The organism is Paracoccus aerius (assembly GCF_014656455.1).
In the GTDB taxonomy this organism is placed as follows: domain Bacteria; phylum Pseudomonadota; class Alphaproteobacteria; order Rhodobacterales; family Rhodobacteraceae; genus Paracoccus; species Paracoccus aerius.
This window is the reverse complement of sequence record NZ_BNCL01000017.1, coordinates 29,599-54,511: the sequence shown is the minus strand read 5'-3', so window position 1 is coordinate 54,511 and position 24,913 is coordinate 29,599. Positions and strand designations below refer to the sequence as shown.

Genomic DNA, 24,913 nt, shown 5'->3' with positions numbered 1-24,913 from the left:
GGGGCAGGACATGACACGGACGGGCGGGGCTTTGGTGGTGGATTGCCTGATGGCGCTTGGGGCGACCAAGGCATTCGGCATTCCGGGCGAAAGCTATCTGGCGGTGCTGGACGCGCTGCACGACACGCAGGGGCGGCTGGATTTCGTGCTGTGCCGGCACGAGGGCGGCGCGGCCTTCATGGCCTCGGCCTGGGGCAAGCTGACAGGCAAGCCCGGCATCTGCCTTGTCACCCGTGGCCCAGGGGTCACCAACGCGGCCATCGGCATCCACACCGCCATGCAGGACAGCGCGCCGATGCTGGTGCTGGTGGGCCAGGTCGGCACCGACATGATCGGGCGCGAGGCCTTCCAGGAAATCGACTATCCCGCCGTCTTCGGCAGCATGGCGAAATGGGCCGTCCAGATCGACCGCGCCGACCGCATCCCGGAAATCCTGGCCCGCGCCTGGAAGACCGCCGTGACCGGCCGCCCCGGCCCCGTCGTTATCGCCCTGCCCGAGGACATGCTGACCAGCCAGACCGACACCCCGCCACTGACCGGCCCGGCCGAGATCGCCGAGCCCGCGCCCCTGCCTGCCGCCCTGGACAAGGCGCTGACCATGCTGGCCGGGGCCAGGCGCCCGCTGATCCTGACCGGCGGCTGCACCTGGACCGCGCAGGGCAAGGCCGCGCTGCAACGCTTTGCCGAGGCGTCCGACATCCCCGTCCTAGCGGCCTTCCGCTTCCAGGATTGCGTCGACAACACCTCGCCGGTCTATGCGGGCGAGGCGGGCGTGGGGATGCCGACCCATGTGCGCCGCCTGATCGCGGAATGCGACCTGCTGCTGGCCGTGAACGTGCGCTTCGGCGAGATGACCACGGACGCCTATACGCTGCTGCGGGTGCCGCAGCCGGAACAGGTGCTGATCCATGTCCATGCCTCGGATGCCGAGATCGGCAAGATCTATCAGCCGCAGCTTGGCATCCAGGCGGGTCCGAACGCCTTTGCCGATGCATTGCGCCCGGTCACCGGCCCTTGGGCCGACTGGCGCAGGGCGGCGCGGGCGGGGTTCCTGGCCTCGATGCAGGCGCCGGCGCAACCCTCGCCCGTGGACATGGTCGCGGTGATGGACCACCTGCGCGCCACCCTGCCCGAGGACGCGATCCTGACGAACGGCGCGGGCAACTTCGCGGTCTGGCCCAACAAGTTCTTCGCCTTCGGCCCCAAGGCGCGGCTGCTGGCCCCGCAGTCGGGCGCGATGGGATACGGCCTGCCCGCGGCGATCGCGGCAAAGGTCGCCCATCCCCGCCGCACCGTGGTCTGCTTCGCGGGCGACGGCGATTTCCAGATGACCTGCGCCGAGCTGGCGACCGCCGCGCAGGCCGGGGCTCAGCCCATCGTGCTGGTCCTGAACAACGGCATCTACGGCACCATCCGCGCGCATCAGGAACGCAACTATCCCGCCCGCGTGTCCGGCACGACCATGCAGAACCCGGATTTCGTGATGCTGGCCCGCGCCTATGGCTTCCATGCCGAACGCGTGGGCGCGACCGGCGATTTCGCGGCGGCCTTCGGCCGCGCCATGCAGTCCAGGACCGGCGCGCTTCTGGATCTGGACATCTCGCCCGAGGCGCTGACCCCGCGCCAGACCCTGACCCAGATGCGAGAAGCCGCGCTGTCGCGGCACGAGGGCTGAGGCCTAGCGCTCCAGGATCAGCAGGTCGCCCTCGAAGCTGACACGGGCGAAGGTGCGCAGATAGGACATGCCCAGCAGCGACCCGTCCAGGTCGCCGCCGATCACCCAGGCGCGGACGTTGCGGTCCACGATGTCGCCGATGGCGATCTCGTCTATGGTGACGGGCGCGGTCTGCACCTGCCCGTTCGCGGTCATGGCCGTGCCGATATAGGCCAAATCGTCCGGGTCCAGCCCCACGCGGCGCGCATCCGCCGGACCAAGCGCGATCGAGGACGCGCCGGTATCGACCATGAAGCGCACCTCCTGCCCGTTCACCTGCGCGGTCAGGTGGAAATGGCCGTCGCGGGCCACCGGAATCTCGATCCGGCCGCCATCCAGCATCTGCTGGCGCGGTGCGTTGCCGGCGATCCACCAGTCGGCCGCCAGGGCCGCGCCCGCGAAGATCACGGCCCACAGCATCAACTGGCGCAGAACCTGCCCGCCACGGCCCGCCAGCTCGAAGATCATGGCGCCGCCGATCACCAGCAGCAGGACGCCGTAATAGACAAGCTGCATCGTGTCGTCGTTGGTCATGGCACCAGCCCCGATCCCTTCAGCCCGTCGATCACGAACTGCACCGACAGCGCGGCCAGCAGCATCCCCAGCAGGCGGGTGACGACCATCACGCCGGTCCGGCCAAGCGCATGGGCCAGCGGCGTGGCGATGACGAACAACGCCATGGCGATGGCCAAGACGGCCAGCATCACCAGATTCACCATGACCATGTGGCCGATGCCCGGCGCCTCGCCCATCAGCAGGATCATCGTGGCAAGCGCCCCCGGCCCCGCCAGCAGCGGCATGGCCAGCGGAAAGACCGAAGGGTCGTGATGAAACGGGTCGCCGTCGCCCTGGTTCTCGCGCCGCTCGGTCCGGCGCTCGAACAGCATGTCAAGTGCGGTCAGGAACAGAAGCAAGCCTCCGGCGATGCGGAAGGCGGAAATCGAGATACCGATGGTGGTCAGGATCGATTCGCCCGCAAAGCCGAAGATCATCATCAGAAGGCCCGCGATGACCAGCGACCGGAAGCCGATGCGCCGACGCTGCGCCGCGCTCATCCCCGGGGTCAGGGCGATGAAGACCGGCGCCAGACCCACGGGGTCGATCACCACGAACAGCGTGACGAAGGCGGTGACATAAAGCGACAGATCCATGGGTGCTTATCGCCCGCCCCTCGTGTCCTGCCAACCCGGATACGGGTCGGGCGCCATGTCAAAATCACGTCAGTTTGTTTCAGAACAAGCATCGGCGCCCTGAATTGCCGCAAGTGGGGTTTCGCTGCGGGGTGCGAGGCTCTATATTCCGGCAGATTGGTTGAACCCAGGTCATTGGCCTGATCCTGGAACTGGAGAACTGAAATGCACATGCCGTCCCCCATGGCTCTGCTCGTCATTGCCGTCGTGGTCCTGGTCCTGTTCGGCCGTGGCAAGGTTTCCTCGCTGATGGGCGAAGTCGGCAAGGGAATCACCGCCTTCAAGAAGGGCATCAACGATGGCAACGCGGAAACCCAGGCCGAGCGCAATGCCGCACTCGACCAGCCGGTTCCGCCCGTCCAGCCTGTCCAGCACGCCCAGCCCGTGCAGCCGGTTCATCAGGCCCAGCCCGTCCCGGGCACCGAGGCCCGCGACGTGACCCCGCAGAACGACACGCGCGTCTGATCCCGAAACCGGGACAGGGGTTCCAGAATGCTTGATGTCGGGTGGAGCGAACTGCTGCTGATTGGCGTCATCGCGCTGATCGTCATCGGTCCCGAGGATTTGCCGAAGCTGTTTCACACCCTGGGCCGCATCACGGCCCGGGCACGGTCCATGGCGCGCGAATTCACAAGTGCGATGGAGGATGCGGCCAAGGGCAGCGGCATCAACGACGTGACCAAGGACCTGAAGACCCTCACTTCGAAAAAGTCGCTGGGGCTGGACGCGCTGGACCGCGCGGCCACCAAGTTCGAGCAGTGGGATCCCAAGGCCAGCCTGGACAAGACGACCCGCGCCACGCCCGATCCTGCCGCACCCGCGCCTGCCGATACCCGGCCGATGGACGCGCCGCCGGTTCCCGCCGCCTTGCAGGCCGCGAACGAACCCACGCCGGCACCGGCCCTGGCCGCAACGGACAGTCCCCGCCGCATTGCAGGCGTCCGGCGTTCGGACATGAAGGACCATTAAGTGGCATCGCAAGACGTCGATGAGCTGGACGACAGCTCGGCCCCGCTGATCGAGCATCTCAAGGAACTGCGGACCCGGCTGGTCTGGTCGGCCCTGGCCTTCGTGGTGGCGATGATCCTGTGCTATCTGGTCTGGAACCCGATCTACAATTTCCTGACTGTCCCGATCTGCGCCGCGCTTGAAGACCGGGGGCAGGAATGCGGCCTGATCCTGTTGAAGCTGCAGGAAGGCTTCACCGTGGCGCTGCGCATCTCGTTCTTCGGGGGCTTCATCCTGGCCTTCCCGATCATCGCCTATCAATTGTGGCGCTTCGTCGCGCCGGGGCTTTACCGCAGCGAGAAGCGGGCCTTCCTGCCCTTCCTCGTGGCCTCGCCCGTGATGTTCGCGATCGGGGCCGCCTTCGCCTATTACGTCATCCTGCCGATGGTGTTTTCCTTCTTCCTGGGCTTCCAGCAAGGGCCGCTGTCGCTGCCCGACGATGCCGCGGCCCCCGCGAACAGCACCAACCTGGCAGGCATCGTCTTCCAGGGTTCGGTCAGTGAATACCTGAACCTGACTACCCGCTTCATCCTGGCGTTCGGGCTGTCCTTCCAGTTGCCGGTGGCGCTTGCGCTGATGGGACGGGCAGGGCTTGTTTCCGCGCAGACGCTGGCCAGCACGCGGCGCTATGCCATCGTCATCATCCTGACGCTGGCCGCCTGCCTGACGCCGCCGGACGTGGGCAGCCAGCTTGTGCTGTTCTCGGTCATCTACGGGCTTTACGAGATCTCGATCCAGATCGTCCGCCAGATCGAGAAGAAGCGCGAAAAGGAACTGCGCGCCCAAGGGTTGTGGGTCGAGGACGAGTGATGCGGGACGTGCCCGAAACCGATGCCCTGACCCGCATCGCAGCGGCGCTGGAGCGGCTGGCCCCGCCCCCCGTTCCCGCGCCCAGCTTTTCGGAAGCCGTGGCCTATGTCTGGCATCCCGATCCCGACAGGCTGGAAGCCGTGCAGACGGTCAGCCGCGTCGATCTGGTGCAGTTGATCGGCATCGACCGGGCCAAGCGGACCCTGCTGGACAACACCCTGCAATTCGCGCGCGGCTTCGGGGCGAACAACGCCCTGTTGTGGGGCGCGCGGGGGATGGGCAAGTCGTCGCTGGTCAAGGCCGTCCATGCCGAGGCCGTGGCCCAGGGCCTGCCGCTGGTCCTGGTGGAAATCGCCCGTGACGACCTGGGTTCGGTCGGTCGCCTGCTGGCGATCCTGGGACGTGCGACGGACAAGCGGTTCCTGCTGTTTTCTGACGACCTGTCCTTCAGCCACGACGATACACAGTACAAGTCGCTGAAGGCGGTGCTGGACGGCGGGATCAGCGGGCGTCCCGCGAACGTGATCCTCTACGCCACCTCGAACCGCCGCCACCTGATGCCGCGCGACATGATCGACAACGAACGCGCCACCGCCATCCATCCCGGCGAGGCGGTCGAGGAAAAGGTATCCCTGTCGGACCGCTTCGGGCTGTGGCTGGGCTTCCACCCTTGTTCGCAGGACGAATACCTGGCGATGGTGCGCGCCTATTGCGACGCCTATGGCCTGGGGATCACGACCGACGCCCTGCGGGCCGAGGCGATCGAATGGCAGGCCACGCGCGGCGCGCGGTCGGGCCGGGTGGCCTGGCAGTTCTTCACGGACCTGGCCGGCCGGCACGGCATCGTGGTCTAGTCCAGCGGCAGGGGCGGGGTATCGCCGCTTTCTTCAAGATGCCAGACCGCCTGCCACCGTCCCGCGCGGCGGTCCAGCGTCAGGTAGTTCCGTTCAGCGACATAGCGGTGCTTCTGCCCTGGCAGCGGCTTGATGCGGATCGGATGGCCCTTGAGCGGCGCATCGCCCAAGCCTGCGAACAGCCCCAGCACCCTCGCATAGGCCTTGGGCGGAGCGCGGTGCGAGATGCCCGAGGCGACGAGCTGGTGGACCAGGCTGTCATCCGGCCCCATCTCGGCCCGCGTGGCCAGGTGGATCTCGCCCGACAGCACGGTAACGGGGGCCGTCTTGCGCATCCGCAGGACAGCGCCCAGCATCCGCCGCCATTCGTCGCGATGCGCGTGGCTTTGCCACTGGTCGCGAAGGTCGTCCTCGTAATGCTGCATCCGGGGGATCATCATCATGGCCGATTCCAGCAGCGACAGTCGCGGCCCCAGCAGCGGCACGCTGGACACCATGAAGACGTGATCGCCCATGGGCTGCAGCGCATCCATCGCCTTCCATCCCGCCTCGCCCATGATCCGGTGGCGATGGCGTTCCGACCGCAGGTCCGGCGCGAACAGCGTTGCGCCCGGCAGGTCGCGCCGCCAGCCCAGGGCGCTGCCCGTCGGGTCAGTGAACAGCGCCGGCACGTCAGCCTCGGTCGCGCCGTGCTGGAACAGCAGATACATCTGCCGCGCCACGCGGAACAGGGCCTGCCCCACCGCCGAAGCCGTGCGGCTTTCCGGCAAGGATCCCCAGCCGTCGCAGATGTCGTGGTCGTCCCAGACCGACAGCGACGGCACGCTGGCAAGCAGGTTCGCACAGCCTTCGGCAGCCAGCACCATCATGTAGCGTTCCGCGAACTTGCGCTGCAGGTAAAGGGTCAGGTCGTCGAGATCGTCGGGCGACGGGTCTTCGGGAACATGGTCCGGCCAGTCCTGGGTTAGGGGATGGCCGTGGGTCGCCTCGTCCGCATAGATCTGGTCGCCGCCCTGCAACAGCAGCGCGAAGGGCGCGCGGCGGTGATCCGCTTCCAGCCGCGCCCACATCAGGTTCCGCTCGGCCGATTCGCGGTCCAGGTCGCCGTTCTCCTCGCCGTTGCAGGACACGAAGGCGATGCGGATGTCGCCGTCCAGCCGGGTGACGACGGCGTGGTCGCGCCCGTTCAGGTGATAGCCGCCCTCGGCCGTGGTCAAGGTAAAGTCGTGCCGCCAGACTGCCAGCCCGGCGACTTGGGCAAGCAGGACCGGCTGGCAGTCACCCCCGGCAGTCCGAAGCGAACCGGGCGACACAGCGCCTTGCGGCGTGACCGTGACGGCCGCAAGGTGCAGGCCATTGGCATCGCAGCCCCGAAAATGCAGGATCGGACCCGCGAAACCCTTGTCTTGAACCATATGTTGCGTCTTGTCCTGTCTGCCCCTTGAAGTTTCTAGATAGGCGGCCGGACGAAGATGTCACCCCCCAGCCCGGATCCCAGCGGTTTGTCGCGGGCCAGGGCGTCGCCAAGCCGCGACAGGTCGGGCACCAGCGGGAACAGGTCGGCCTGCAGGGCGTGGTAGATGTCGGGCTTGCCCTGGAACTGGGCGCCGGGGGCCGGCCCACCCGGCTCGGGGAACCAGCCGCCCCGGTCATGGTCGATCAACCGGTCATCGGCAAAACGCCACAGGCGGCGATACCATGCCTCGTCCTCGGGGCGCGGGTCCAGCTTGATAAGGGCTGCAAGCGCGCCGATCCCCTCGGTCACGGGCCACCAGTAGCGGTCGGGCCGCGCGACCCGGCCGTCGTGGTCCAGCGTATAGGCCAGCCCTCCGCCGTCCAGCCACGCGTCACGAAGCGCCGTTTCCACCAGCAGCCGGGCCTGGGCGGGCGCGTCGCCCTGCGGACGGCCCGCCAGATCCCAGCAATGCAGCAGCAGCCGCGCCATTTCCAGCGAATGGCCCGGCGTGGTGCCGGCGGGGCGAAACATCGGGTTGCCTTCATAGCCCGGATCGGGCCGCCAATCCGCGTCGTAATGTTCCGGGATGCGCCAACCGTTGCGCGCCGCCTGCCCGGCGATGAAGAAGTCCAGGATCCCTTGAGCCCGTCGCAGGTATTCCCCTTCGCCCGTCGCCTCGAAGGCGGCCAGCAGCGCCTCGACCCCGTGCATGTTGGCGTTCATGCCGCGATAGGGGGAAAAGGGCTGCCAGTCGCGCGTGAATTCGTCGCGGAACAGGCCCGCCTCCGCGTCCCAGAAACGATCATCGAGCACTTGCGCGATATCGGCCAGCAGCCGGTCCGCGTCGGGATGGCCCACCAGCTTCGCGGTCGAGGCCGCCAGCAGCACGAAGACATGGCCATAGGCCAGCTTGGTGTCGTCAGCCACCTGCCCGTCCCGCAGCGACCAGACATAGCCGCCGTGCCGGTCGTCGCGATGGGCACGCCACAGTTGATCCATACCCCTGTCGATGATCCCGGCCCGGTCCGGCCGGCCGGCCAGATGCCCCAGCCCAAAGGAATGGACCAGCCGCGTCGTCACATGCAGTTCCTGAAGGCCGCCTTCCACCGGGCGTCCCGCATCGTCCAGCGGCAGGAAGCCCCCGCCCGGTCCCATGCAGGCATCAAAGGCATCAAGCGCGCGAAGGGCATCCTGCACCAGAAAAGCACGGTGGGCGGCATCGTCCAGCCAAAATCCGCCTTCGCCGCCCAAGGTCGTCCTGTCCATGATCCTGCCCCCCTGCTGTTCAGGGGCCGAACTTGCAGGCAGCGCTGACCGCTTGCAAACAATTTTGTGATCCACCCCTTGCAATTTGTCGCAGCCTGGTCCAGATTGCGTCCCAGCGGGACCGGGCCCCTCTGGCGACACTGTGTCGTGATGTCGGACCGCATCGAGCGTGCCTCGATGCAAGTGGCCCTGACCGACGAAGCCCTTGGCATCGAAGCACTAAAGCAACGATGAGGGCAATATGGAATTTCTGTTTCTGCTGGTGCTCGGCAAGCCGCTGTGGATGTGGCTGCTGTTCATCACACTTGTGGTCGCGCTGCTGGCCTTTGACCTGGGGGTTCTCCACAAGGACGACCACGAGATCGGCGTTGCGGAAAGCCTCCGCATGTCGGCGATGTATATCGTGCTGGGCCTTGGCTTTTCGGGCTTCATCTACTGGCAGATGGGGACCGAGGCGACGGCCCAATACCTGACCGCTTTCGTGGTCGAAAAGACGCTGGCGATGGACAACATCTTCGTCATCGCGCTGATCTTCGGCTTTTTCGCCATCCCCCGGGAATACCAGCACCGCGTGCTGTTCTGGGGCATCCTGGGCGTGATCATCCTGCGCGGCATCATGATCGGCCTGGGCGCGACGATCGTCGAGAACTATCACTGGGTGCTTTACCTGTTCGCGCTGTTCCTTGTGTTTACCGGCATCAAGATGCTGTTCACCAAGGAAGGCTCGCACGACCTGCATGACAACAAGCTGGTGCAGTTCATGCGCCGCCGCTTCCATGTCACGGACGAGTTCCACGGCCACAACTTCATCGTGAAGCTGCCCGATCCCAAGACCGGCAAGATCGTGCGCCATGCGACGCCCCTGCTGCTGGCCCTGATCATGATCGAGATCGCGGACCTGGTCTTTGCCGTCGACTCGGTGCCGGCCGTGTTCACGATCACCACCGATCCCTATATCGTCTACACCTCGAACATCTTCGCGATCCTGGGCCTTCGGGCACTGTATTTCGCCCTTGCCGCGATCCTGCACCGCTTTGCCTACCTCAAGTATGCGCTGTCGCTGCTGCTGGTCTTCATCGGGTCCAAGATCTTCATCGCCGACCTGATGGGCTGGGAAAAGTTTCCGCCGACCTGGTCGCTGGGCATCACCTTCGCGATCCTGGGCGCGGGCATCGTCTTCTCGTTGTGGAAGACCAACGGGACCAAGCCGGAACCGCTGCCGTCGGGACCGTCGGCGAAGTAACCGAAACACACCGGCAAGGCGCCCGACCGGCGCCTTGTCTGCCGATTCCGTCCAGCAAGCGGCCTTCATGCCTTTGCACTGGCGCGCGCTTCGTGCAGATTGCGTAAAGCCCGATTAGTTGGACAAAGTGAACCGATGCTTCTGGAAATTCTCATCGTCCTGCTTTTGACGATGTTCAATGGCGTTCTGGCCATGTCCGAACTGGCCATCGTCTCGGCCCGGCCGGCGCGCCTGAAGGTGATGGCGGCCGAAGGCAGCACCGGGGCGCAGACGGCACTGGAACTTGGGGCCGAACCCGGCCGCTTCCTGTCCAGCGTCCAGATCGGCATCACCCTGGTGGGTGTGTTGTCGGGTGCGTTCTCAGGTGCCACGTTGGGCGCGCGGCTGTCCGCGGCACTGATGGCGAACGGCCTTTCGCCCGCCTTGTCCCAAGCCCTGGGCGTCGGCGGCGTGGTCGTGCTGATCACCTATCTGTCGCTGATCATCGGCGAACTGGTGCCCAAGCAGATCGCCCTTCGTTCGCCCGAGGGTGTGGCCAGCCGCATCTCTCCGCTGATCCTGTTCATCTCGCGGATCGCGGCGCCGATCGTCTGGATCCTGGACATCTCGGGCCGGCTGGTGCTGCGCCTGCTGGGACAGTCCGGCGAATCCGACCGCGGCATCTCGGACGAGGAAATCCGCGTCATGCTGTCCGAGGCCCGCAGCGCCGGCGTCATCGAACCCGCCGAAACCGAGATGATCGCCGGCGTGATGCGGATCGCCGACCGATCCGCCCGCGGCCTGATGACCCCCCGCCACGAGGTCGAGACGGTGGACGTGGCCGACCCCGCCCCCGAGGTCCTGCAGCGTTTCCGCGACAGCCGCCGGTCGCGCCTTCTGGTGCGCGACGGGACGGACGACGACATCATCGGCGTCATCACCCTCCGCGAACTTCTGACCGAGGATACGACCGACTTGCGCCCGCTGGTGCAGGAAGTGCCAGTCATCCGCGAAGGGCTGCCCGCGCTGAGCGTGATCGAGGAATTGAAGGCCAGTCCCGCGCATATGCTGCTGGTTTATGACGAATACGGCCACTTCGAAGGGGTCGTGACGGCGATGGACCTGCTCGAGGCAATCGCAGGCGATTTCCCCGAACCCGGCGACGACGAACCCAAGGCCGTGCAGCGCGAGGACGGGAGCTGGCTGGTCGCGGGCTGGATGCCCGCCGATGAGTTCGCCGAGATGATCGGCATCTCGCTGCCAGAGGATCGGGGCTATGAATCGGTCGCGGGCCTTGTGCTGGACCGGGCGGGCGTCCTGCCCGACGTGGGCGCGCATGTCACGCTGGCCAACTGGCGGATCGAGGTCGTGGACCTTGACGGGCGCCGGATCGACAAGCTGCTGGTGTCGCAGCTTGCCGAAGCCTGATGGCGGTCAGGCCGCGCGCCGGTCGCGGCCGATGCCCAGCAGCTGATAGATCACCAGGGCCGCCAGCGTCGACGTGCCGATGCCGCCCAGGGCGAAGCCGCCGATGTTCACGGTGAAATCGCCCGCGCCCAGGATCAGCGCGACCCCCACGGTGAACAGGTTCCGCGGGTCCGAAAAGTCGACCCGGTTGTCCACCCAGATCCGCGCCATCGCGGATGCGATCAGCCCGAAGACCGACACGGCCAGCCCCGCCAGCACCGGCGCGGGGATCGTCTGCAGGATCGCGCCGAACTTGGGCGACAGGCCCAGCAGGATCGCGATGGCGGCGGCCACCGGGAAGATCAGCGTGGAATAGACCTTGGTCATCGCCATGACGCCGATGTTTTCGGCATAGGTCGTGACGCCGGTCCCGCCCCCTGCCCCGGCGATCATCGTGGCCAGCCCGTCGCCCAGGAAACCCCGGCCGATATAGCGGTCCATGTTTTGCCCGGTAATGGATCCAAGCGCCTTGATATGGCCCAGGTTCTCGGCCACCAGGACAACGGCGACGGGGGCGATCATGCTGATCGCGGTCCAGTCGAATTGCGGCGTCGTGAAGTTCGGCATCCCGAACCAGGCAGCAGCACCGACCCGGCCGAAGTCGATGCCGGGCACCACCCCCGCGCCATTGCCGAAGACCAGCACCAGCAGGTAGCCGAAGCCAAGCGCGATCAGGACCGCGATCCGGCGCGTCGTCCGGCCGCCATAGGCCGACACCATCGCCATGCACAGGACCGTGGCAAGGGCGATGAACAGATGCGCCATGCTGCCCTTCAATTGCCCCACTGCCACGGGCGCAAGGTTCAGGCCGATGGACACGCCGATCGCGCCCGTCACGGCGGGCGGCATCAGCCGTTCCACCCAGCTCGACCCGATCGCCATGACCAGAAGCCCGATCAGCGCATAGACCAGCCCCGCCGCGATGATCCCGCCCAAGGCCACGCCGATGTTAGGGTTGGCCCCGCCGCCCGTAAAGCCTGTCGCGGCCATCACCACGGCGATGAAGGCGAAGGACGACCCGAGGTAGCTGGGCACCCGCCCGCCGGTGATCGCAAAGAACAGCAGCGTGCCGATGCCGGAAAAGAACACCGCCACATTGGGATCGAAGCCCATGATCAGCGGCGCCAGGATCGTCGATCCCGACATGGCCAGCAGGTGCTGCAGGCTCATCGGGACGGCGGCGGCCCAGGGAAGCCGTTCATCGGGAAGGACCGTCGCGCCAGTGGCCGGCCGCCAGTTTGGAAAATAGCCCATCGTCTTCTCTTGTCGTGATTCTGGCGGCAGGATTAGCCGATCCGGGCGCGCAGACCAATTGCCGAAGGTCTTGCCTGCAATGACGGCCGCACAAGGAAAAACCCCCGCCTTTGGGGCGGGGGTCGAAGCGGTCAGGCTGTGCGAGGGGATTATTCGCGGTTGCCCATGAACTGCAGCAGGAACATGAACAGGTTCAGGAAGTCCAGGTACAGCTGCAAGGCGCCCATGATGGCGGTCTTGCCCAGGAAGTCACGGTCGGAACCCGCCAGTTGCAGATAGGTGTTCTTGATGTTCTGCGTGTCATAGGCAGTCAGGCCGGCGAAGATCAGCACGCCCAGGACCGAGATCGCGAACTGCATCCCCGACGACTGCAGGAAGATGTTCACGATCGAGGCGACGATCAGGCCGATCACGCCCATGATCAGGAAGCTGCCCCAGCCCGAGATGTCCTTCTTCGTGGTATAGCCCCACAGCGACAGGCCCGCAAAGGCGATCGCCGTCACCAGGAAGGTCTGCACGATCGAGGTTCCGGTGAAGACCAGGAAGATCGAGCTGATCGAGACGCCCATCAGCGCCGCGAAGCCATAGAACAGCATCGTCGCCGCCTGCACCGACAAGCGGTTCAGCGCCGCCCCGAAGGCAAAGACGACCAGCAGCGGCGCGAACATCACCACCCATTTCAGGGGCGAGGCATAAAGCGCCGTTCCCAGCTGGGTCAGCTGCCCCGACGCGTCAACAGCGGCGGTGCTGATGCCATAGGCGGCGACGGCGGTTACACCCATGCCGACCGCCATCAGCCCATAAACCTTGTTCATGTAGGCCCGCAGCCCTTCGTCGATCACACCCTGGCGGGCGCCGACACTCTGCGTGGTGCGGTAAGTGTTGTAATCTGCCATCAACCTCTCCCATAAGATCTGCCGGACATGGCCGGTTTATGGCCTCCATATTGGCATGATATCGGCGTGATTCAATGCCGGTATGGCGCCAAAGCAGCGCCGACTTACGTAGATGTTACATTGTCAGGATAATCTTGCCCACCGACCTGCGACTGCGCAGCAGATCAAAGGCCTGCGCCACCCGTTCCAGGGGCATGGCCTCCCCCACCACGGGGTTCAGGCGGCCTTCCTGGAACATGGTGAACAGGGCCTTCATGCTGGATGACATGGCCTGGGGATCCAGCACGGAATAGCCGCCCCAGTACAGGCCATGGATGGCGATGTTCTTGACCAGGGCATGGTTCAGCGGCAGCACCGGGGGCTTGCCGCCGGCAAATCCGATCGCCAGGAAGCGTCCGCCCGGGCGCATGGCGCGAAACGCGGCCTCGCCCGCGCTGTCGCCCACGGCATCATAGACCACATCCACGCCACCAAGGTCGCGCAGCGCGGACTTGAGGTCGGGGCAATCGGCGCTGTCGATGACCGCCTCGGCCCCCGCCGCGCGCACCACCTCCAGCCGGTCCGCGCCGCGCGCCACGCCGATGACGCGCGCGCCCAGGGCGCGGCCGATCTCGACCGCGGTCAGGCCCACGCCGCCCGCCGCGCCCAGGACAGCCAGCGTCTCGCCCGGCTGCAGGTTCGCGCGATGCGTCAGCGCCAGGTGGCTGGTCCCGTAGGCGATCTGGAACCCGGCCGCCTGTTCGAATGACATCGTCGCGGGGATCGGAAGGCAGGCTGCGGCAGGGACGGCCACGACCTCGGCAAGGGTGCCCGGCGAAAGAACCGCAACCCGGTCCCCTTGGGCAAGGCCGCTGCCGCTTGGCGCCCTGATAACCTCGCCCGCGCCTTCCAGGCCCGGCACATAAGGGGGGTCCTGGCGTTCCTGGTATTCGCCCCGCGCCTTCAGCAGGTCCGCGAAGTTCAGCGCGGCGGCACGGACGCGCACCAGGACCTCGTCGGGTCCGGGCTTGGGCGCGGGACCGGACGAAAGCACCGGATCTCCCCCCAGTTGTTCAACCGTTGCGATTCGGATCCGGGCCGAACCTTCGGACGTGGAAGTTTTCGCCAAGTCTTTTATCCCCTTACCAGAAGACCACCGCCGCCCGCGTCGGACCTGTCTTTTTGGTCAGAACCGGGGCCGTTAACCAGGTTAACACTCGAAAATTGAGGAAAGTTAAGATACTGCTTCCTTAGATTGCACGAGGTTCAAGGTGGTAACGATGAAACACGGTGTTGATGTTCATGTTGGAAAGCGCATTCGCCATCGTCGCTGGATGATCGGGATGACCCAACAGCAGCTGGCCGACAAGGTTGGTATCAAGTTCCAGCAAATCCAGAAATACGAAACTGGCATGAACCGGGTTTCCGCGTCGCGTCTGTGGGATATCGCCCGCGCGGTGGACGTGCCCGTCAGCTTCTTCTTCGAAGGCCTGCACGAGGGCGACATTCCCGAAGGCGTGGCGGGCGACATCCTGGCCGACAAGGAGGCGCTGCAACTGGTCCGCGCCTATTACACGATGCCGGTCGCGCAGCGCCGCCAGATCTTCGAACTGGCCCGCGTCCTGTCCGACGCGGCCTGACAAAGGCGACGGCGCGGGCCCATGCGCCGTCACGGTTCTGTCACGGCTTTCGCCGCCAAATCCGCTTCGCCGCCACTGGCAGGGCAATCCCGTTCGGGTTAGTCCTGACCCGTGGTGGATCGGATCAGGGGGCAGCCATGCGGGACGCGCAGGACATCATCGACACGGCGCACCGGATGGCCGACGCCGCACGCACGGCCATCCTGCCTTACTTCCGCACCGACATTTCGGCCGACAACAAGTGGCAGACCGGCTTTGACCCCGTGACCGAGGCCGACCGCGCCGCCGAACGTGCCATGCGCGATGTCCTGGCCCGCCTGCGCCCCGACGACGCCATCCTGGGCGAGGAATATGGCGCAAGCCCCGGCACAAGCGGCCTGACCTGGATCCTCGACCCGATCGACGGCACCCGCGCCTTCCTGTGCGGCGCGGCAAGCTGGGGCGTGCTGATCGGCCTGTCGGACGGCCAGGACATCATCTATGGCCTGATCGACCAGCCCTATACACGCGAGCGGTTCGAGGGCGGCCTGGGCCAGGCCAGTCTTCTGACCGATGCCGGCGCGCGTTCTCTGGCCGTGCGGCAGGCGGCAAATCTGGCGGGCGCGACGCTGCTGACCACCTATCCCGAAGTGGGCACCCCGGACGAGGCCGCGGCATTCCGCCGGGTCGCCGCGCAGGTCCGGCTGACGCGATACGGGCTGGACTGCTATGGCTATGCGCTGCTGGCCTTGGGCCAGGTGGACCTGGTGATCGAGGCCGGCTTGCAAAGCTACGACATTGCGGGGCCGCTGGCCGTGGTGCGGGCGGCGGGCGGCATCGTCACTGACTGGCAGGGCGGGCCCGCCCAAGGCGGCGGCCAGGTCATCGCCGCGGCCACCCCTGCCCTGCACCGCGCGGCCCTTGGGCTGCTGAACGGCCAGGGGGCGGCATGAACGACCAGACACCGATCCTCGACGACCAGACGGACGATGGCGACGAGTTCCTGCCCCGGCGAGAGCTTCTGGACCGGATCGACGCCGCCATCGAGGCTGGCGACACCGCCCTGCTGAACAGCCTGCTGGAGCCGATGCACGGCGCCGACATCGCCGACATCATCGAGCGCCTGGCCCCGGCCGAACGCCGTGCCTTCCTGACGCTCTATTCCGGCGAGATCGACGGAGAGATCCTGTCCGAGATCGACGACTCGATCCGGGACGAGGTGATCGAGCAGCTTCCCCCCGAGGTCGTGGCCGAGGCCGTCCGCGAGATGGACAGCGACGATGTCGTCGACCTGGTCGAGGACATGGACGAGCCAGAGCGGCAGGAGATCCTGGCCGCGCTTGACGCCACCGACCGCGCCGCCGTCCAGCAGTCGCTGGCCTATCCCGAATATTCCGCCGGCCGGCTGATGCAGTCCGAGGTGGTCACCGCCCCCGAGCACTGGACCGTGGGCGAGGCCATCGCCTTCCTGCAGTCCGAGGACTGGCTGCCCGAGCAGTTCTACCACATCGTCCTGGTCGACCCGCGCCGCCATCCCATCGGCTATGTCACGCTGGGCCGGCTGCTGGCCTCGGCCCATTCCACGACGCTGCGCGACATCACCGAGGACAGCTTCCGCACCATCAGCGCCTTTGCCGATGAGGGCGACGTGGCCTATGTCTTCAACCAGTATCACCTGATCTCGGCCCCCGTGGTGGACCGCGACGACCGGCTGGTGGGGGTTATCACCATCGACGACGCCATGTCGGTGCTGGACGAGGAACACGAGGAGGACATCCTGCGCCTTGCCGGGGTGGGCGACGAATCCAGCCTGAACGACAGCGTGATGCAGACCGCGCGCCAGCGGGTGCCCTGGCTTGCCACGAACATCCTGACCGCGGTCGCGGCGGCATCCGTGATCGGGCTGTTCGAAAGCTCGATCGCGCAGCTTGTGGCCCTTGCGGTCCTGATGCCGATCGTGGCCTCCATGGGCGGCAATGCGGGCACGCAGACGCTGACCGTCGCCGTGCGCGGACTGGCGACCAAGGGGCTGACCAAGGATAACTCGGTCCGCGTGATCCGGCGCGAGGTCTTGGTGGGAATCCTGAACGGCGCGATCTTCGGGCTGGCCATCGGGACCGTCACCTATCTGTGGTTCGGCAACTTCGGCCTGGGGGCGGTGATCGGGCTGGCGATGATCATAAACCTGACCATTGCGGCCTTGGCCGGGATCCTCGTGCCGCTGACGCTGGAAAAGATGGGGGCGGACCCGGCGCTTGCCTCGCCCACCTTCGTGACGACCGTCACCGATGTCGTGGGCTTCTTCGCCTTCCTGGGCCTGGCCACGGTGATCCTGCTATGACCGCCACCGACAAGGCCGCCCTGCGCGCCCAGGCCCTGGCGGCGCGTGACAAGGGCGGGGATCAGGACGCGCTGACCCAGGCGCTGATCGCCGCCTTGGCGCCGCATCGGGGACGGGTGCTGTCGGGATACTGGCCGATGCGGGGGGAACCCGACCCGCGCCCTGCGATGGAGGCGCATGACGGGCCCCTCTGCCTGCCGGTGGTGCCGGGCAAGGCCGTGCCGCTGGTGTTTCGCCAATGGCAGGGAGAGCCGCTGGTACCCGGCCCCTTCGGCACCTTTCATCCCGCCGAATCGCAGCCCGTCCTGACGCCCCAGGTTCTGATCGTGCCGCTGGTAGGCTTCGACCGGCAGGGAAACCGCATCGGCTATGGCGGCGGGTATTACGACCGCACGCTGCAATTGCTGCGCGAATCCGGTCCCGTGGCCGCGATTGGCCTGGCCTTCGCGGTGCAACAGCTTCCCGCCATCCCCGCCGAGCCCTTCGATCAGCCCCTGGACCTGATCGTCACCGACCGCGGCTGCATGGTCCCCTGCCGATAAATCCGCAGGCTTGTCGCGCTTTTGCAACAGTTGTGCAAAAGCCTGGGATGACCTTGGGACAAGGCTGTGGATAAGCTTGGGAGACTGGTTCGCAAGCCCCTGCGCAACATGGCGGATTCCGGATCATCGGGCTGTTGATGACGCCGCGGCGCATGGGCCTGTGTGCGAATCTGCGGCGCCTTCCGGTGACCTTGTGTCAACGGGATTCCGGGGTCTGTTAACCAAATAATTGGGTTGAAACAACCCTTCTGCGGGATCAATCTAGTGGTCTGTAGCGTTGGTCATACTAGATGTGGTGGCACCTGGAACGACCACCCCCAAAGGGCCGACGCCTCTGCAACCGGCGCTGGCGGGCATCTGCCTGCACCCTTTTCGCATTGCGGGATGGGGTTGGCACACTGCTGCCGGGCGCAGGTCGCGGATCGAGGGACGAGGACATGAAAGGGCCACGCGCATGAAGATCGAACGGCGTTTCACCACCCCCCAAGGGGGCGCCTATGGCGACATCGGCTTCACGACCACGACCAGCGAAATCCGCAATCCCGACGGCAAGATCGTTTTCCGCAACGACCAGGTCGAGATCCCCGCAGGGTGGAGCCAGGTCGCCAGCGACGTGATCGCCCAGAAGTATTTCCGCAGGGCGGGCGTTCCGGCCTGCCTGAAGCGCGTCAAGGACAAGGGCGTTCCCGAGTTCCTGTGGCGCAGCATCCCGGACGAGGATGCCCTGGCCGCCCTGCCTGCCGACCAGCGCTACGGCGGAGAGACGAGCGCCCGGCAGGTCTTTGACCGGCTGGCTGGCGCCTGGACCTATTGGGGTTGGAAAGGCGGGTATTTTTCCAACGAAGAAGACGCCCGCGCCTATCACGACGAGATGCGCTTCATGCTGGCGCGCCAGATGGCAGCGCCGAACAGCCCGCAATGGTTCAACACCGGGCTGCACTGGGCTTACGGCATCGACGGCCCGTCGCAGGGGCATTTCTACGTCGATTACAAGACCGGCAAGCTGGTGAAATCCGACAGCGCCTATGAACATCCCCAGCCGCATGCCTGCTTCATCCAGTCGGTCAGCGACGACCTGGTGAACGAAGGCGGCATCATGGACCTGTGGGTCCGCGAGGCGCGGCTGTTCAAGTATGGCTCGGGCACCGGCACCAACTTCTCCTCGCTTCGTGGCGAAGGGGAACGGCTGTCGGGCGGCGGCAAGTCCAGTGGCCTGATGGGGTTCCTCAAGATCGGCGACCGCGCGGCGGGCGCCATCAAGTCGGGCGGCACCACGCGCCGCGCGGCCAAGATGGTGATCTGCGACATGGATCACCCCGATATCGGGGCCTTCATCAACTGGAAGGTCATCGAGGAACAGAAGGTCGCATCCCTTGTCGCCGGGTCCAAGGCGCATGAGGCGCGGCTGAACGACATCTTCGCCGCCATCCGTTCGGGCGACCGCGAGACGGACCCGTCGAAGAACGACGGCCTGAAATCCGCCATCCGCGCCGCCAAGCGCGCGATGATCCCCGAAACCTATGTCAACCGCGTGCTGCAATACGCGCGCCAGGGCTTCGACAGCATCGAATTCCCGACCTATGACACGGACTGGGATTCGGAAGCCTATGTCAGCGTCTCGGGCCAGAACTCGAACAACTCGGTCCGGGTGACGGATGCCTTTCTGCAGGCCGTGCGCGACGACGCGCCTTGGGAGCTGATCCGCCGCACCGACGGCACGGTCGCCAAGACGGTCAGCGCGCGCGAGCTGTGGGACCAGATCGGCCATGCCGCATGGGCCTGCGCCGATCCCGGCATCCAGTTCCACGACACGGTGAACGCCTGGCACACCTGCCCCGAGGACGGGCCGATCCGGGGCAGCAACCCGTGCAGCGAATACATGTTCCTGGACGACACGGCCTGCAACCTGGCTTCGATGAACCTGCTGACCTTCTTCGACGAAGCGCGCTTCGACGCCGATGCCTATGTCCACGCCACCCGGCTATGGACCGTCACGCTGGAGATCAGTGTGCTGATGGCGCAGTTCCCGTCGAAGGAGATCGCGCAGCGTTCCTATGACTTCCGCACGCTGGGTCTGGGCTATGCCAATATCGGCGGTCTCTTGATGAACATGGGCCTGGGTTACGACAGCGACCAGGGCCGCGCGCTGTGTGGCGCGCTGACGGCGATCATGACCGGCGTGGCTTATGCGACAAGCGCCGAGATGGCGGCGGAATTGGGTGCCTTCCCCGGATACGCGCGGAACGCCGGTCATATGCTGCGGGTGATCCGCAACCACCGCGCGGCCGCCCTTGGCACCGGCGCCTATGAGGGCGTCAACGTGGCCCCGGTGGAACTGGACGGCGACAACTGCCCCGATGCCCGCCTTGCCGCCATCGCGCGCCAGGCCTGGGACGAGGCCCTGGCCCTGGGCGAGGATCACGGCTACCGCAACGCCCAGGTCACGGTGATCGCGCCGACCGGCACCATCGGCCTGGTCATGGACTGCGACACCACGGGGATCGAACCCGACTTCGCCCTGGTCAAGTTCAAGAAGCTGGCGGGCGGCGGCTATTTCAAGATCATCAACCAGTCGGTTCCCGCTGCCTTGGCGACCCTCGGCTATGCCCCCGCGCAGGTCGAGGAGATCGTGGCCCATGCCGTCGGCCACGCCACGCTTGGCAACTGCCCCGGCATCAACCACACCGCGCTTGCCGGCCACGGCTTCGGCCTGGCCGAGATCGAGAAGATCGAGGCGGCGCTTGCCACCGCCTTCGACATCCGCTTCGTCTTCAACCAGTGGACCCTGGGCGAGGATTTCTGCAAGGGCACGCTGGGCATCCCCGCCGACAAGCTGGCCGATCCCACCTTCGACCTTTTGCGCCACCTGGGCTTCACCCGCGCCCAGATCGACGCGGCCAACGACCATGTCTGCGGCACCATGACACTGGAAGGCGCGCCTCATTTGCGCGCCGAACACCTGCCCGTCTTCGACTGCGCCAACGCCTGCGGCAAGACCGGCAAGCGCTACCTGTCGGTCGAAAGCCATATCCGCATGATGGCGGCGGCGCAGTCCTTCATCTCGGGCGCGATCAGCAAGACGATCAACATGCCCAACAGCGCGACCATCGCCGATGCGCTTGCGGCCTATGAACTGTCCTGGTCGCTGGGTATCAAGGCCAACGCGCTTTACCGCGACGGCTCCAAGCTGTCCCAGCCTTTGGCGGCGGCCCTGGTCGAGGATGACGAGGAGGCAGAGGAGATCCTCGCCACCGGCAGCGCCCAGGAAAAGGCCACCGTCATCGCCGAGAAGATCGTCGAGCGGATCATCGTCAAGGAGGCCGTCCGCAGCCACCGCGAAAAGCTGCCGCAGCGCCGCAAGGGATATACCCAGAAGGCGGTCGTGGGCGGGCACAAGGTTTACCTGCGCACCGGCGAATATGACGACGGCAAGCTGGGCGAGATCTTCATCGACATGCACAAGGAAGGCGCGGGCTTCCGGGCGATGATGAACAACTTCGCCATCGCCGTATCCGTGGGCCTGCAATACGGCGTCCCGCTGGAGGAGTTCGTGGACGCCTTCACCTTCACCCGTTTCGAGCCGGCGGGCATGGTGCAGGGCAATGACAGCATCAAGAACGCGACCTCGATCCTGGACTACGTCTTCCGGGAACTGGCTGTGTCCTATCTGGACCGCACCGACCTTGCGCATGTCAAACCCGAAGGCGCCCGCTTCGACGACATGGGCGGAGGAGAACGCGAGGGCCTGAACGTCGCCCCCGTCAGCGAACAGGCCGAGTTGAAGTCCCTGACCATGCTGAAGCAGATCAGCAGCGCGGGATACCTGCGCAAGCGCCTGCCCCAGGATCTGATGGTCCTGCAATCGGGCGTCTCGACCACCGCGATCGTTGCGGGCGACAGCGGCGCAGCAATCGACCTGCGCACCAAGGCCCGGATGCAGGGCTATGAAGGCGATCCCTGCGGCGAATGTGGAAACTATACCTTGGTCCGCAACGGAACCTGCATGAAGTGCAACACCTGCGGTGGGACCAGCGGCTGCAGCTGACGCGACCACCCCCTCGATAGCGATCCGCCCCCTGTGCGTCCCGGCGCGCAGGGGGTTTTCGCTTTGTTCAAGGGCAGGCGTGACGGGACGCCGTTTCAGCAGGAATAACCCTGCCCCAACGCATCATCGCAAAGGGCACCAAGGCAAAAGCAACCGCGCGGGCGGTGCTTTGTCATGTCAGGAAAAAGGAGGAAGTGGCAGCCCGTAGGGGAGTCGAACCCCTCTTTTCAGGTTGAAAACCTGACGTCCTAACCGATAGACGAACGGGCCACTTTTTCGCGCTGCCCGTCTTTCCCGGGTGGCGTGGGGCGGTGTTTAGGCAAAGCTGCGGGGGGGTGCAAGCGGAAATTTCGGCTGCCGGACAAAAAACTTCGCGGGGCAGAACAGGCCGGTTTCGGACAGGTTGTCAGGCGCGAACAACGGGATGAGGCGCAGGCGCCGAAGCTGCCACGAAGGCCGCGCAACGGCGGTCGGCCTCGTCCTCCGGGCCCTGCGCCCAGGGGCGGAAACGCAGGCGAAAGGCGACCAGGCGGATGTCCTGGTCCACCTGCGGATAGCCGATGCGGTCCAGGCTAGGTGGCAGCGGCAGGTCGAACCCCTGCCCCGCCGGCAGCGCCAGGCCTTCGTGCGCAAGGCGGGTCCAGTCGAAGCGGGGGCCGGGGTCGATCTTGCGGCCGGGGGCCATGTCGGAATGGCCGATCACGCCGCCAGGGCCGATCTGCCAGCGGGCCATGACCTGACGCAGCAGGCAGGCCAGCCCGTCCATCTGGCGCAGGGGAAAGGGGCGGTCGCCGGGATTGGCGATCTCGATCCCGATGGAGCGGGAATTGACGTCATCGCGCCCTTGCCAGGACCCCGCACCCGCGTGCCAGGCCCGGCGATCCTCGGGGACCAGGGCCTCGGCACGGCCATCCTCATGGACCAGCCAATGTGCGCTGACCTCGGCCAGGGGGTCGCACAGCCGCGCGCGCGCCTCGGCCGTGTCGGCCATGCCGGTATAGTGCAGCACGACCAGTTCGGGGCGTTGACCCCGGCGGTCGCCGTGGTTGGGGCTGGGAAAGCCCACGCTCACAGCGGGGGCTGGTCGCCCGCCCGCATGGACTGGGGAACGATCACCACCGGGGCGTTCGCGCGCGGCGCAGGCGCAGTCGGGACCTTCTTGACCACGCGGACGCGGTTCACCCCCATCGTGGGCGGGATCGGCACGGGGCTCTGGCCCGCGATTTCGGCGGCGGTCGGGGCGTAGAAGGGGCGCGCGACGGGGATGGTCTGTGGCGGTTCGGCGGCCGTCACCAAGGCAGCCTCGCGCGCGGCGCGGTATTCGCCGTAGCGGGTCGGGCCGAAATTGTAGTTCGGGTTCCAGCCCAGGTGTTCGCCACAGCCGGCAAGCGCCAGCACCGAAAGGATCAGACAGCCGCGCATCACGCCTCCTGGATATGCCACTGGGGCGACCCTACCACCAGCGATCGGGCTTTGCCACAAATCCGGCGGCGCGTTCCAGGACAAGCGCGTGGTTCAGCAACTCGCCTTCCTCGAAGGGCTTGCCGAACATCTGCAGGCCCAGCGGCAGGCCCTGCTTGTCCAGACCCACGGGCACCGCGATCCCCGGCAGCCCAGCCAGGTTCAGCGTGACGGTGAAGACGTCGTTCAGATACATCTGCACCGGATCGCTGCTGTCCATCGCGCCGATGCCAAAGGCCGCGGTGGGCGTGGTCGGCGCTAGGATCGCGTCGATCCCCTGGGCAAAGGCGTTCTCGAAGTCGCGCTTGATCAAGGCGCGAACCTTGCGGGCGCGGTTGTAATAAGCGTCATAGAAGCCCGCCGACAGCACATAGGTGCCGATCATCACGCGGCGCTGAACCTCAAGCCCGAAGCCCTCGGCGCGGGTCTTTTCATACATCTCGGTGATGCCGTCGCCCTGACCCAGCTTCGCGCGGTGGCCATAGCGCACCCCGTCGTAACGGGCGAGGTTCGAGGACGCCTCGGCAGGCGCGATCACGTAATAGGCGGGCAGCGCGTATTTCGTGTGCGGCAGGCTGATATCGACGATCTCGGCGCCGGCGTCGCGCAGCATCTCGGCGCCCTTGTGCCACAGCGCGTCGATTTCCGGGGGCATCCCTTCCACGCGGTATTCGCGCGGGATGCCGATGCGCTTGCCGCGGATGTCGCCGGTCAGCAGGGATTCGTAGTCGGGAACGGCCACGTCGGCACTGGTCGAATCCTGCGGATCGACGGATGCCATCGCGCCCAGCATGATCGCCGCGTCGCGCACCGTCTTTGTCATCGGCCCGGCCTGGTCCAAGGACGATGCATAGGCGATCACGCCCCAGCGGCTGACCCTGCCATAGGTGGGCTTCAGCCCGACGATGCCGGTGAAGGCCGCAGGCTGGCGGATCGAGCCGCCGGTGTCCGTCCCGGTCGCCGCAAGGCACAGATCAGCCGCCACCGCCGCCGCCGACCCGCCCGAGGATCCGCCCGGCGTCAACTGCCGGTCATCGACCTTCCAGGGGTTCACGGCGGGGCCGTAGCAGCTGGATTCGTTGGCCGAGCCCATCGCGAATTCGTCCTGGTTCAGCTTGCCCAGCATCACCGCGCCCGCGTTCCACAGGTTCTGCGTCACGGTGGATTCATATTCAGGCCGGAAGCCTTGCAGGATCCGACTTGCGGCCTGCGACGGCACGCCCTTGACGCAGAAGACGTCCTTGATGCCCAGGGGGATGCCCGTCAACGCCGTCGCATCGCCCGACTTGATCCGGGCGTCCGCCGCCTGCGCCATGTCGCGGGCCATGTCGGGCGTGTGGTGGACAAAGGCGTTCAGCGCACCTGCGGCGTCGATGGCCGAAAGGCAAGCCTCGGTCAGTTCGACGGCCGTGGTTTCGCCCTTGCGCAGCGCGTCACGGGCGTCGGCGACGGTCAGGCTGTTCAGATCAGTCATTCCACCACCTTCGGCACGGCAAAGAATCCCTCGCGCGCGTCGGGGGCGTTGGACAGGATCCTGTCGGCCATCTCTCCGGTGGTCACGACATCTTCGCGCCGCTTCAGGCGCATGGGGGTGACGCCGGTCATCGGCTCGACCCCGGTCACGTCCACTTCGTTCAGCTGTTCCATGAAATGCAGGATGCCGTTCAATTCGCGCGCAAGCGCCGGCAGGGCGGCGTCATCGACCGCGATGCGCGCCAGATGCGCGACCTTGCGGGCCTGATCCTCGGTGATCGACATGGCGTTTCCTTTCGTTGGGCGCGGGTCTACA

Annotated in this window: 23 protein-coding genes and 1 tRNA gene; 12 read left to right on the top strand and 12 right to left on the bottom strand. The window is 66.3% G+C overall.

Annotated elements, in window-relative coordinates:
* Positions 1 to 10: 10 nt before the first annotated feature.
* A complete protein-coding gene (locus tag IE224_RS16365) occupies positions 11 to 1,675 on the top strand; it encodes a thiamine pyrophosphate-dependent enzyme (RefSeq protein WP_191311893.1) in 1,665 nt (554 codons plus the stop codon).
* 3 nt (positions 1,676 to 1,678) lie between these two features.
* Here the strand turns inward: IE224_RS16365 and IE224_RS16360 are convergent, their stop codons facing one another.
* Both IE224_RS16360 and IE224_RS16355 read right to left on the bottom strand, forming a co-directional pair.
* On the bottom strand, positions 1,679 to 2,248 hold the full coding sequence (locus IE224_RS16360; RefSeq protein WP_191311892.1) for a retropepsin-like aspartic protease family protein: 570 nt from the start codon (positions 2,246 to 2,248) through the stop codon (positions 1,679 to 1,681).
* On the bottom strand, positions 2,245 to 2,865 hold the full coding sequence (locus IE224_RS16355) for a MarC family protein (protein WP_167621453.1): 621 nt from the start codon (positions 2,863 to 2,865) through the stop codon (positions 2,245 to 2,247). Before IE224_RS16355 ends, IE224_RS16360 begins: the two co-directional genes overlap by 4 nt.
* A gap of 204 nt (positions 2,866 to 3,069) precedes the next feature.
* Between IE224_RS16355 and tatA the strand changes: the two genes are divergently transcribed.
* The 4 genes from tatA to IE224_RS16335 are packed head-to-tail and all read left to right on the top strand — an operon-like array spanning position 3,070 to position 5,576.
* Positions 3,070 to 3,369 carry a twin-arginine translocase TatA/TatE family subunit gene (tatA, locus tag IE224_RS16350; RefSeq protein WP_167621452.1) on the top strand — a complete coding sequence of 100 codons (300 nt, stop codon included), beginning with the start codon at positions 3,070 to 3,072 and terminating at the stop codon, positions 3,367 to 3,369.
* A gap of 27 nt (positions 3,370 to 3,396) precedes the next feature.
* The gene (gene tatB, locus IE224_RS16345; protein ID WP_167621451.1) at positions 3,397 to 3,873 is read left to right on the top strand and encodes a Sec-independent protein translocase protein TatB; all 477 of its coding nucleotides are present in this window, start codon (positions 3,397 to 3,399) and stop codon (positions 3,871 to 3,873) included.
* Positions 3,874 to 4,722, top strand: a complete 849-nt coding sequence (tatC, locus tag IE224_RS16340) for a twin-arginine translocase subunit TatC (protein WP_167621450.1) — start codon at positions 3,874 to 3,876, stop codon at positions 4,720 to 4,722.
* The gene (locus IE224_RS16335; RefSeq protein ID WP_191311890.1) at positions 4,722 to 5,576 is read left to right on the top strand and encodes an ATP-binding protein; all 855 of its coding nucleotides are present in this window, start codon (positions 4,722 to 4,724) and stop codon (positions 5,574 to 5,576) included. The genes tatC and IE224_RS16335 overlap by 1 nt, the downstream gene beginning before the upstream one ends.
* On the opposite strand, the gene IE224_RS16330 is transcribed toward IE224_RS16335, so the two are convergent.
* Positions 5,573 to 6,991 carry an alkaline phosphatase D family protein gene (locus IE224_RS16330; RefSeq protein ID WP_191311888.1) on the bottom strand — a complete coding sequence of 473 codons (1,419 nt, stop codon included), beginning with the start codon at positions 6,989 to 6,991 and terminating at the stop codon, positions 5,573 to 5,575. The genes IE224_RS16335 and IE224_RS16330 overlap by 4 nt on opposite strands.
* Before the next feature lie 35 nt (positions 6,992 to 7,026).
* Complete coding sequence (locus IE224_RS16325; protein WP_191311886.1) at positions 7,027 to 8,298, bottom strand: AGE family epimerase/isomerase; 1,272 nt, start codon at positions 8,296 to 8,298, stop codon at positions 7,027 to 7,029.
* Between the two features lie 241 nt (positions 8,299 to 8,539).
* Here IE224_RS16325 and IE224_RS16320 point away from each other — a divergent pair, with 241 nt between their 5' ends.
* Together IE224_RS16320 and IE224_RS16315 are read left to right on the top strand one after the other, a co-directional pair.
* Positions 8,540 to 9,541, top strand: coding sequence for a TerC family protein (locus tag IE224_RS16320; protein ID WP_167621446.1), 1,002 nt, complete (start codon positions 8,540 to 8,542; stop codon positions 9,539 to 9,541).
* A gap of 135 nt (positions 9,542 to 9,676) precedes the next feature.
* The gene (locus tag IE224_RS16315) at positions 9,677 to 10,948 is read left to right on the top strand and encodes a hemolysin family protein (protein WP_167621445.1); all 1,272 of its coding nucleotides are present in this window, start codon (positions 9,677 to 9,679) and stop codon (positions 10,946 to 10,948) included.
* 6 nt (positions 10,949 to 10,954) lie between these two features.
* On the opposite strand, the gene IE224_RS16310 is transcribed toward IE224_RS16315, so the two are convergent.
* The 3 genes from IE224_RS16310 to IE224_RS16300 all read right to left on the bottom strand — a co-directional run bounded on the left by IE224_RS16310 (position 10,955) and on the right by IE224_RS16300 (position 14,209).
* On the bottom strand, positions 10,955 to 12,241 hold the full coding sequence (locus IE224_RS16310; RefSeq protein WP_191311885.1) for a solute carrier family 23 protein: 1,287 nt from the start codon (positions 12,239 to 12,241) through the stop codon (positions 10,955 to 10,957).
* A gap of 149 nt (positions 12,242 to 12,390) precedes the next feature.
* Positions 12,391 to 13,137, bottom strand: a complete 747-nt coding sequence (locus tag IE224_RS16305; protein WP_167621443.1) for a Bax inhibitor-1/YccA family protein — start codon at positions 13,135 to 13,137, stop codon at positions 12,391 to 12,393.
* A gap of 115 nt (positions 13,138 to 13,252) precedes the next feature.
* The gene (locus IE224_RS16300) at positions 13,253 to 14,209 is read right to left on the bottom strand and encodes an NADPH:quinone oxidoreductase family protein (protein WP_191311922.1); all 957 of its coding nucleotides are present in this window, start codon (positions 14,207 to 14,209) and stop codon (positions 13,253 to 13,255) included.
* A gap of 187 nt (positions 14,210 to 14,396) precedes the next feature.
* Between IE224_RS16300 and IE224_RS16295 the strand changes: the two genes are divergently transcribed.
* The 5 genes from IE224_RS16295 to IE224_RS16275 all read left to right on the top strand — a co-directional run bounded on the left by IE224_RS16295 (position 14,397) and on the right by IE224_RS16275 (position 21,663).
* On the top strand, positions 14,397 to 14,756 hold the full coding sequence (locus IE224_RS16295; RefSeq protein WP_167621442.1) for a helix-turn-helix domain-containing protein: 360 nt from the start codon (positions 14,397 to 14,399) through the stop codon (positions 14,754 to 14,756).
* Positions 14,757 to 14,893: 137 nt separating this feature from the next.
* Complete coding sequence (locus tag IE224_RS16290) at positions 14,894 to 15,688, top strand: inositol monophosphatase family protein (RefSeq protein ID WP_191311883.1); 795 nt, start codon at positions 14,894 to 14,896, stop codon at positions 15,686 to 15,688.
* The gene (gene mgtE / locus IE224_RS16285) at positions 15,685 to 17,076 is read left to right on the top strand and encodes a magnesium transporter (protein ID WP_191311881.1); all 1,392 of its coding nucleotides are present in this window, start codon (positions 15,685 to 15,687) and stop codon (positions 17,074 to 17,076) included. Before IE224_RS16290 ends, mgtE begins: the two co-directional genes overlap by 4 nt.
* A complete protein-coding gene (locus IE224_RS16280; RefSeq protein ID WP_191311879.1) occupies positions 17,073 to 17,618 on the top strand; it encodes a 5-formyltetrahydrofolate cyclo-ligase in 546 nt (181 codons plus the stop codon). Before mgtE ends, IE224_RS16280 begins: the two co-directional genes overlap by 4 nt.
* A gap of 454 nt (positions 17,619 to 18,072) precedes the next feature.
* On the top strand, positions 18,073 to 21,663 hold the full coding sequence (locus tag IE224_RS16275; RefSeq protein ID WP_191311877.1) for a vitamin B12-dependent ribonucleotide reductase: 3,591 nt from the start codon (positions 18,073 to 18,075) through the stop codon (positions 21,661 to 21,663).
* Between the two features lie 195 nt (positions 21,664 to 21,858).
* Here IE224_RS16275 and IE224_RS16270 read toward each other — a convergent pair.
* The 5 genes from IE224_RS16270 to gatC form a co-directional block, all read right to left on the bottom strand.
* Positions 21,859 to 21,933, bottom strand: a tRNA-Glu gene (locus tag IE224_RS16270).
* A gap of 136 nt (positions 21,934 to 22,069) precedes the next feature.
* Positions 22,070 to 22,735, bottom strand: a complete 666-nt coding sequence (locus IE224_RS16265; RefSeq protein ID WP_191311876.1) for an N-acetylmuramoyl-L-alanine amidase — start codon at positions 22,733 to 22,735, stop codon at positions 22,070 to 22,072.
* Positions 22,732 to 23,085, bottom strand: a complete 354-nt coding sequence (locus IE224_RS16260; RefSeq protein ID WP_191311874.1) for a hypothetical protein — start codon at positions 23,083 to 23,085, stop codon at positions 22,732 to 22,734. Before IE224_RS16260 ends, IE224_RS16265 begins: the two co-directional genes overlap by 4 nt.
* 31 nt (positions 23,086 to 23,116) lie before the next feature.
* On the bottom strand, positions 23,117 to 24,598 hold the full coding sequence (gatA, locus tag IE224_RS16255; RefSeq protein WP_191311872.1) for an Asp-tRNA(Asn)/Glu-tRNA(Gln) amidotransferase subunit GatA: 1,482 nt from the start codon (positions 24,596 to 24,598) through the stop codon (positions 23,117 to 23,119).
* The gene (gene gatC, locus IE224_RS16250) at positions 24,595 to 24,882 is read right to left on the bottom strand and encodes an Asp-tRNA(Asn)/Glu-tRNA(Gln) amidotransferase subunit GatC (protein WP_167621435.1); all 288 of its coding nucleotides are present in this window, start codon (positions 24,880 to 24,882) and stop codon (positions 24,595 to 24,597) included. Before gatC ends, gatA begins: the two co-directional genes overlap by 4 nt.
* Between the last annotated feature and the right edge of the window lie 31 nt (positions 24,883 to 24,913).

Coding starts and splice junctions, on each gene's coding strand:
- IE224_RS16365 (WP_191311893.1), top strand. CDS start 11: ATGACACGGACGGGCGGGGCTTTGGTGGTGGATTGCCTGATGGCGCTT.
- IE224_RS16360 (WP_191311892.1), bottom strand. CDS start 2,248: ATGACCAACGACGACACGATGCAGCTTGTCTATTACGGCGTCCTGCTG.
- IE224_RS16355 (WP_167621453.1), bottom strand. CDS start 2,865: ATGGATCTGTCGCTTTATGTCACCGCCTTCGTCACGCTGTTCGTGGTG.
- tatA (WP_167621452.1), top strand. CDS start 3,070: ATGCACATGCCGTCCCCCATGGCTCTGCTCGTCATTGCCGTCGTGGTC.
- tatB (WP_167621451.1), top strand. CDS start 3,397: ATGCTTGATGTCGGGTGGAGCGAACTGCTGCTGATTGGCGTCATCGCG.
- IE224_RS16335 (WP_191311890.1), top strand. CDS start 4,722: ATGCGGGACGTGCCCGAAACCGATGCCCTGACCCGCATCGCAGCGGCG.
- IE224_RS16330 (WP_191311888.1), bottom strand. CDS start 6,991: ATGGTTCAAGACAAGGGTTTCGCGGGTCCGATCCTGCATTTTCGGGGC.
- IE224_RS16325 (WP_191311886.1), bottom strand. CDS start 8,298: ATGGACAGGACGACCTTGGGCGGCGAAGGCGGATTTTGGCTGGACGAT.
- IE224_RS16320 (WP_167621446.1), top strand. CDS start 8,540: ATGGAATTTCTGTTTCTGCTGGTGCTCGGCAAGCCGCTGTGGATGTGG.
- IE224_RS16315 (WP_167621445.1), top strand. CDS start 9,677: ATGCTTCTGGAAATTCTCATCGTCCTGCTTTTGACGATGTTCAATGGC.
- IE224_RS16310 (WP_191311885.1), bottom strand. CDS start 12,241: ATGGGCTATTTTCCAAACTGGCGGCCGGCCACTGGCGCGACGGTCCTT.
- IE224_RS16305 (WP_167621443.1), bottom strand. CDS start 13,137: ATGGCAGATTACAACACTTACCGCACCACGCAGAGTGTCGGCGCCCGC.
- IE224_RS16295 (WP_167621442.1), top strand. CDS start 14,397: ATGAAACACGGTGTTGATGTTCATGTTGGAAAGCGCATTCGCCATCGT.
- IE224_RS16290 (WP_191311883.1), top strand. CDS start 14,894: ATGCGGGACGCGCAGGACATCATCGACACGGCGCACCGGATGGCCGAC.
- mgtE (WP_191311881.1), top strand. CDS start 15,685: ATGAACGACCAGACACCGATCCTCGACGACCAGACGGACGATGGCGAC.
- IE224_RS16280 (WP_191311879.1), top strand. CDS start 17,073: ATGACCGCCACCGACAAGGCCGCCCTGCGCGCCCAGGCCCTGGCGGCG.
- IE224_RS16275 (WP_191311877.1), top strand. CDS start 18,073: ATGAAGATCGAACGGCGTTTCACCACCCCCCAAGGGGGCGCCTATGGC.
- IE224_RS16260 (WP_191311874.1), bottom strand. CDS start 23,085: ATGCGCGGCTGTCTGATCCTTTCGGTGCTGGCGCTTGCCGGCTGTGGC.
- gatA (WP_191311872.1), bottom strand. CDS start 24,598: ATGACTGATCTGAACAGCCTGACCGTCGCCGACGCCCGTGACGCGCTG.
- gatC (WP_167621435.1), bottom strand. CDS start 24,882: ATGTCGATCACCGAGGATCAGGCCCGCAAGGTCGCGCATCTGGCGCGC.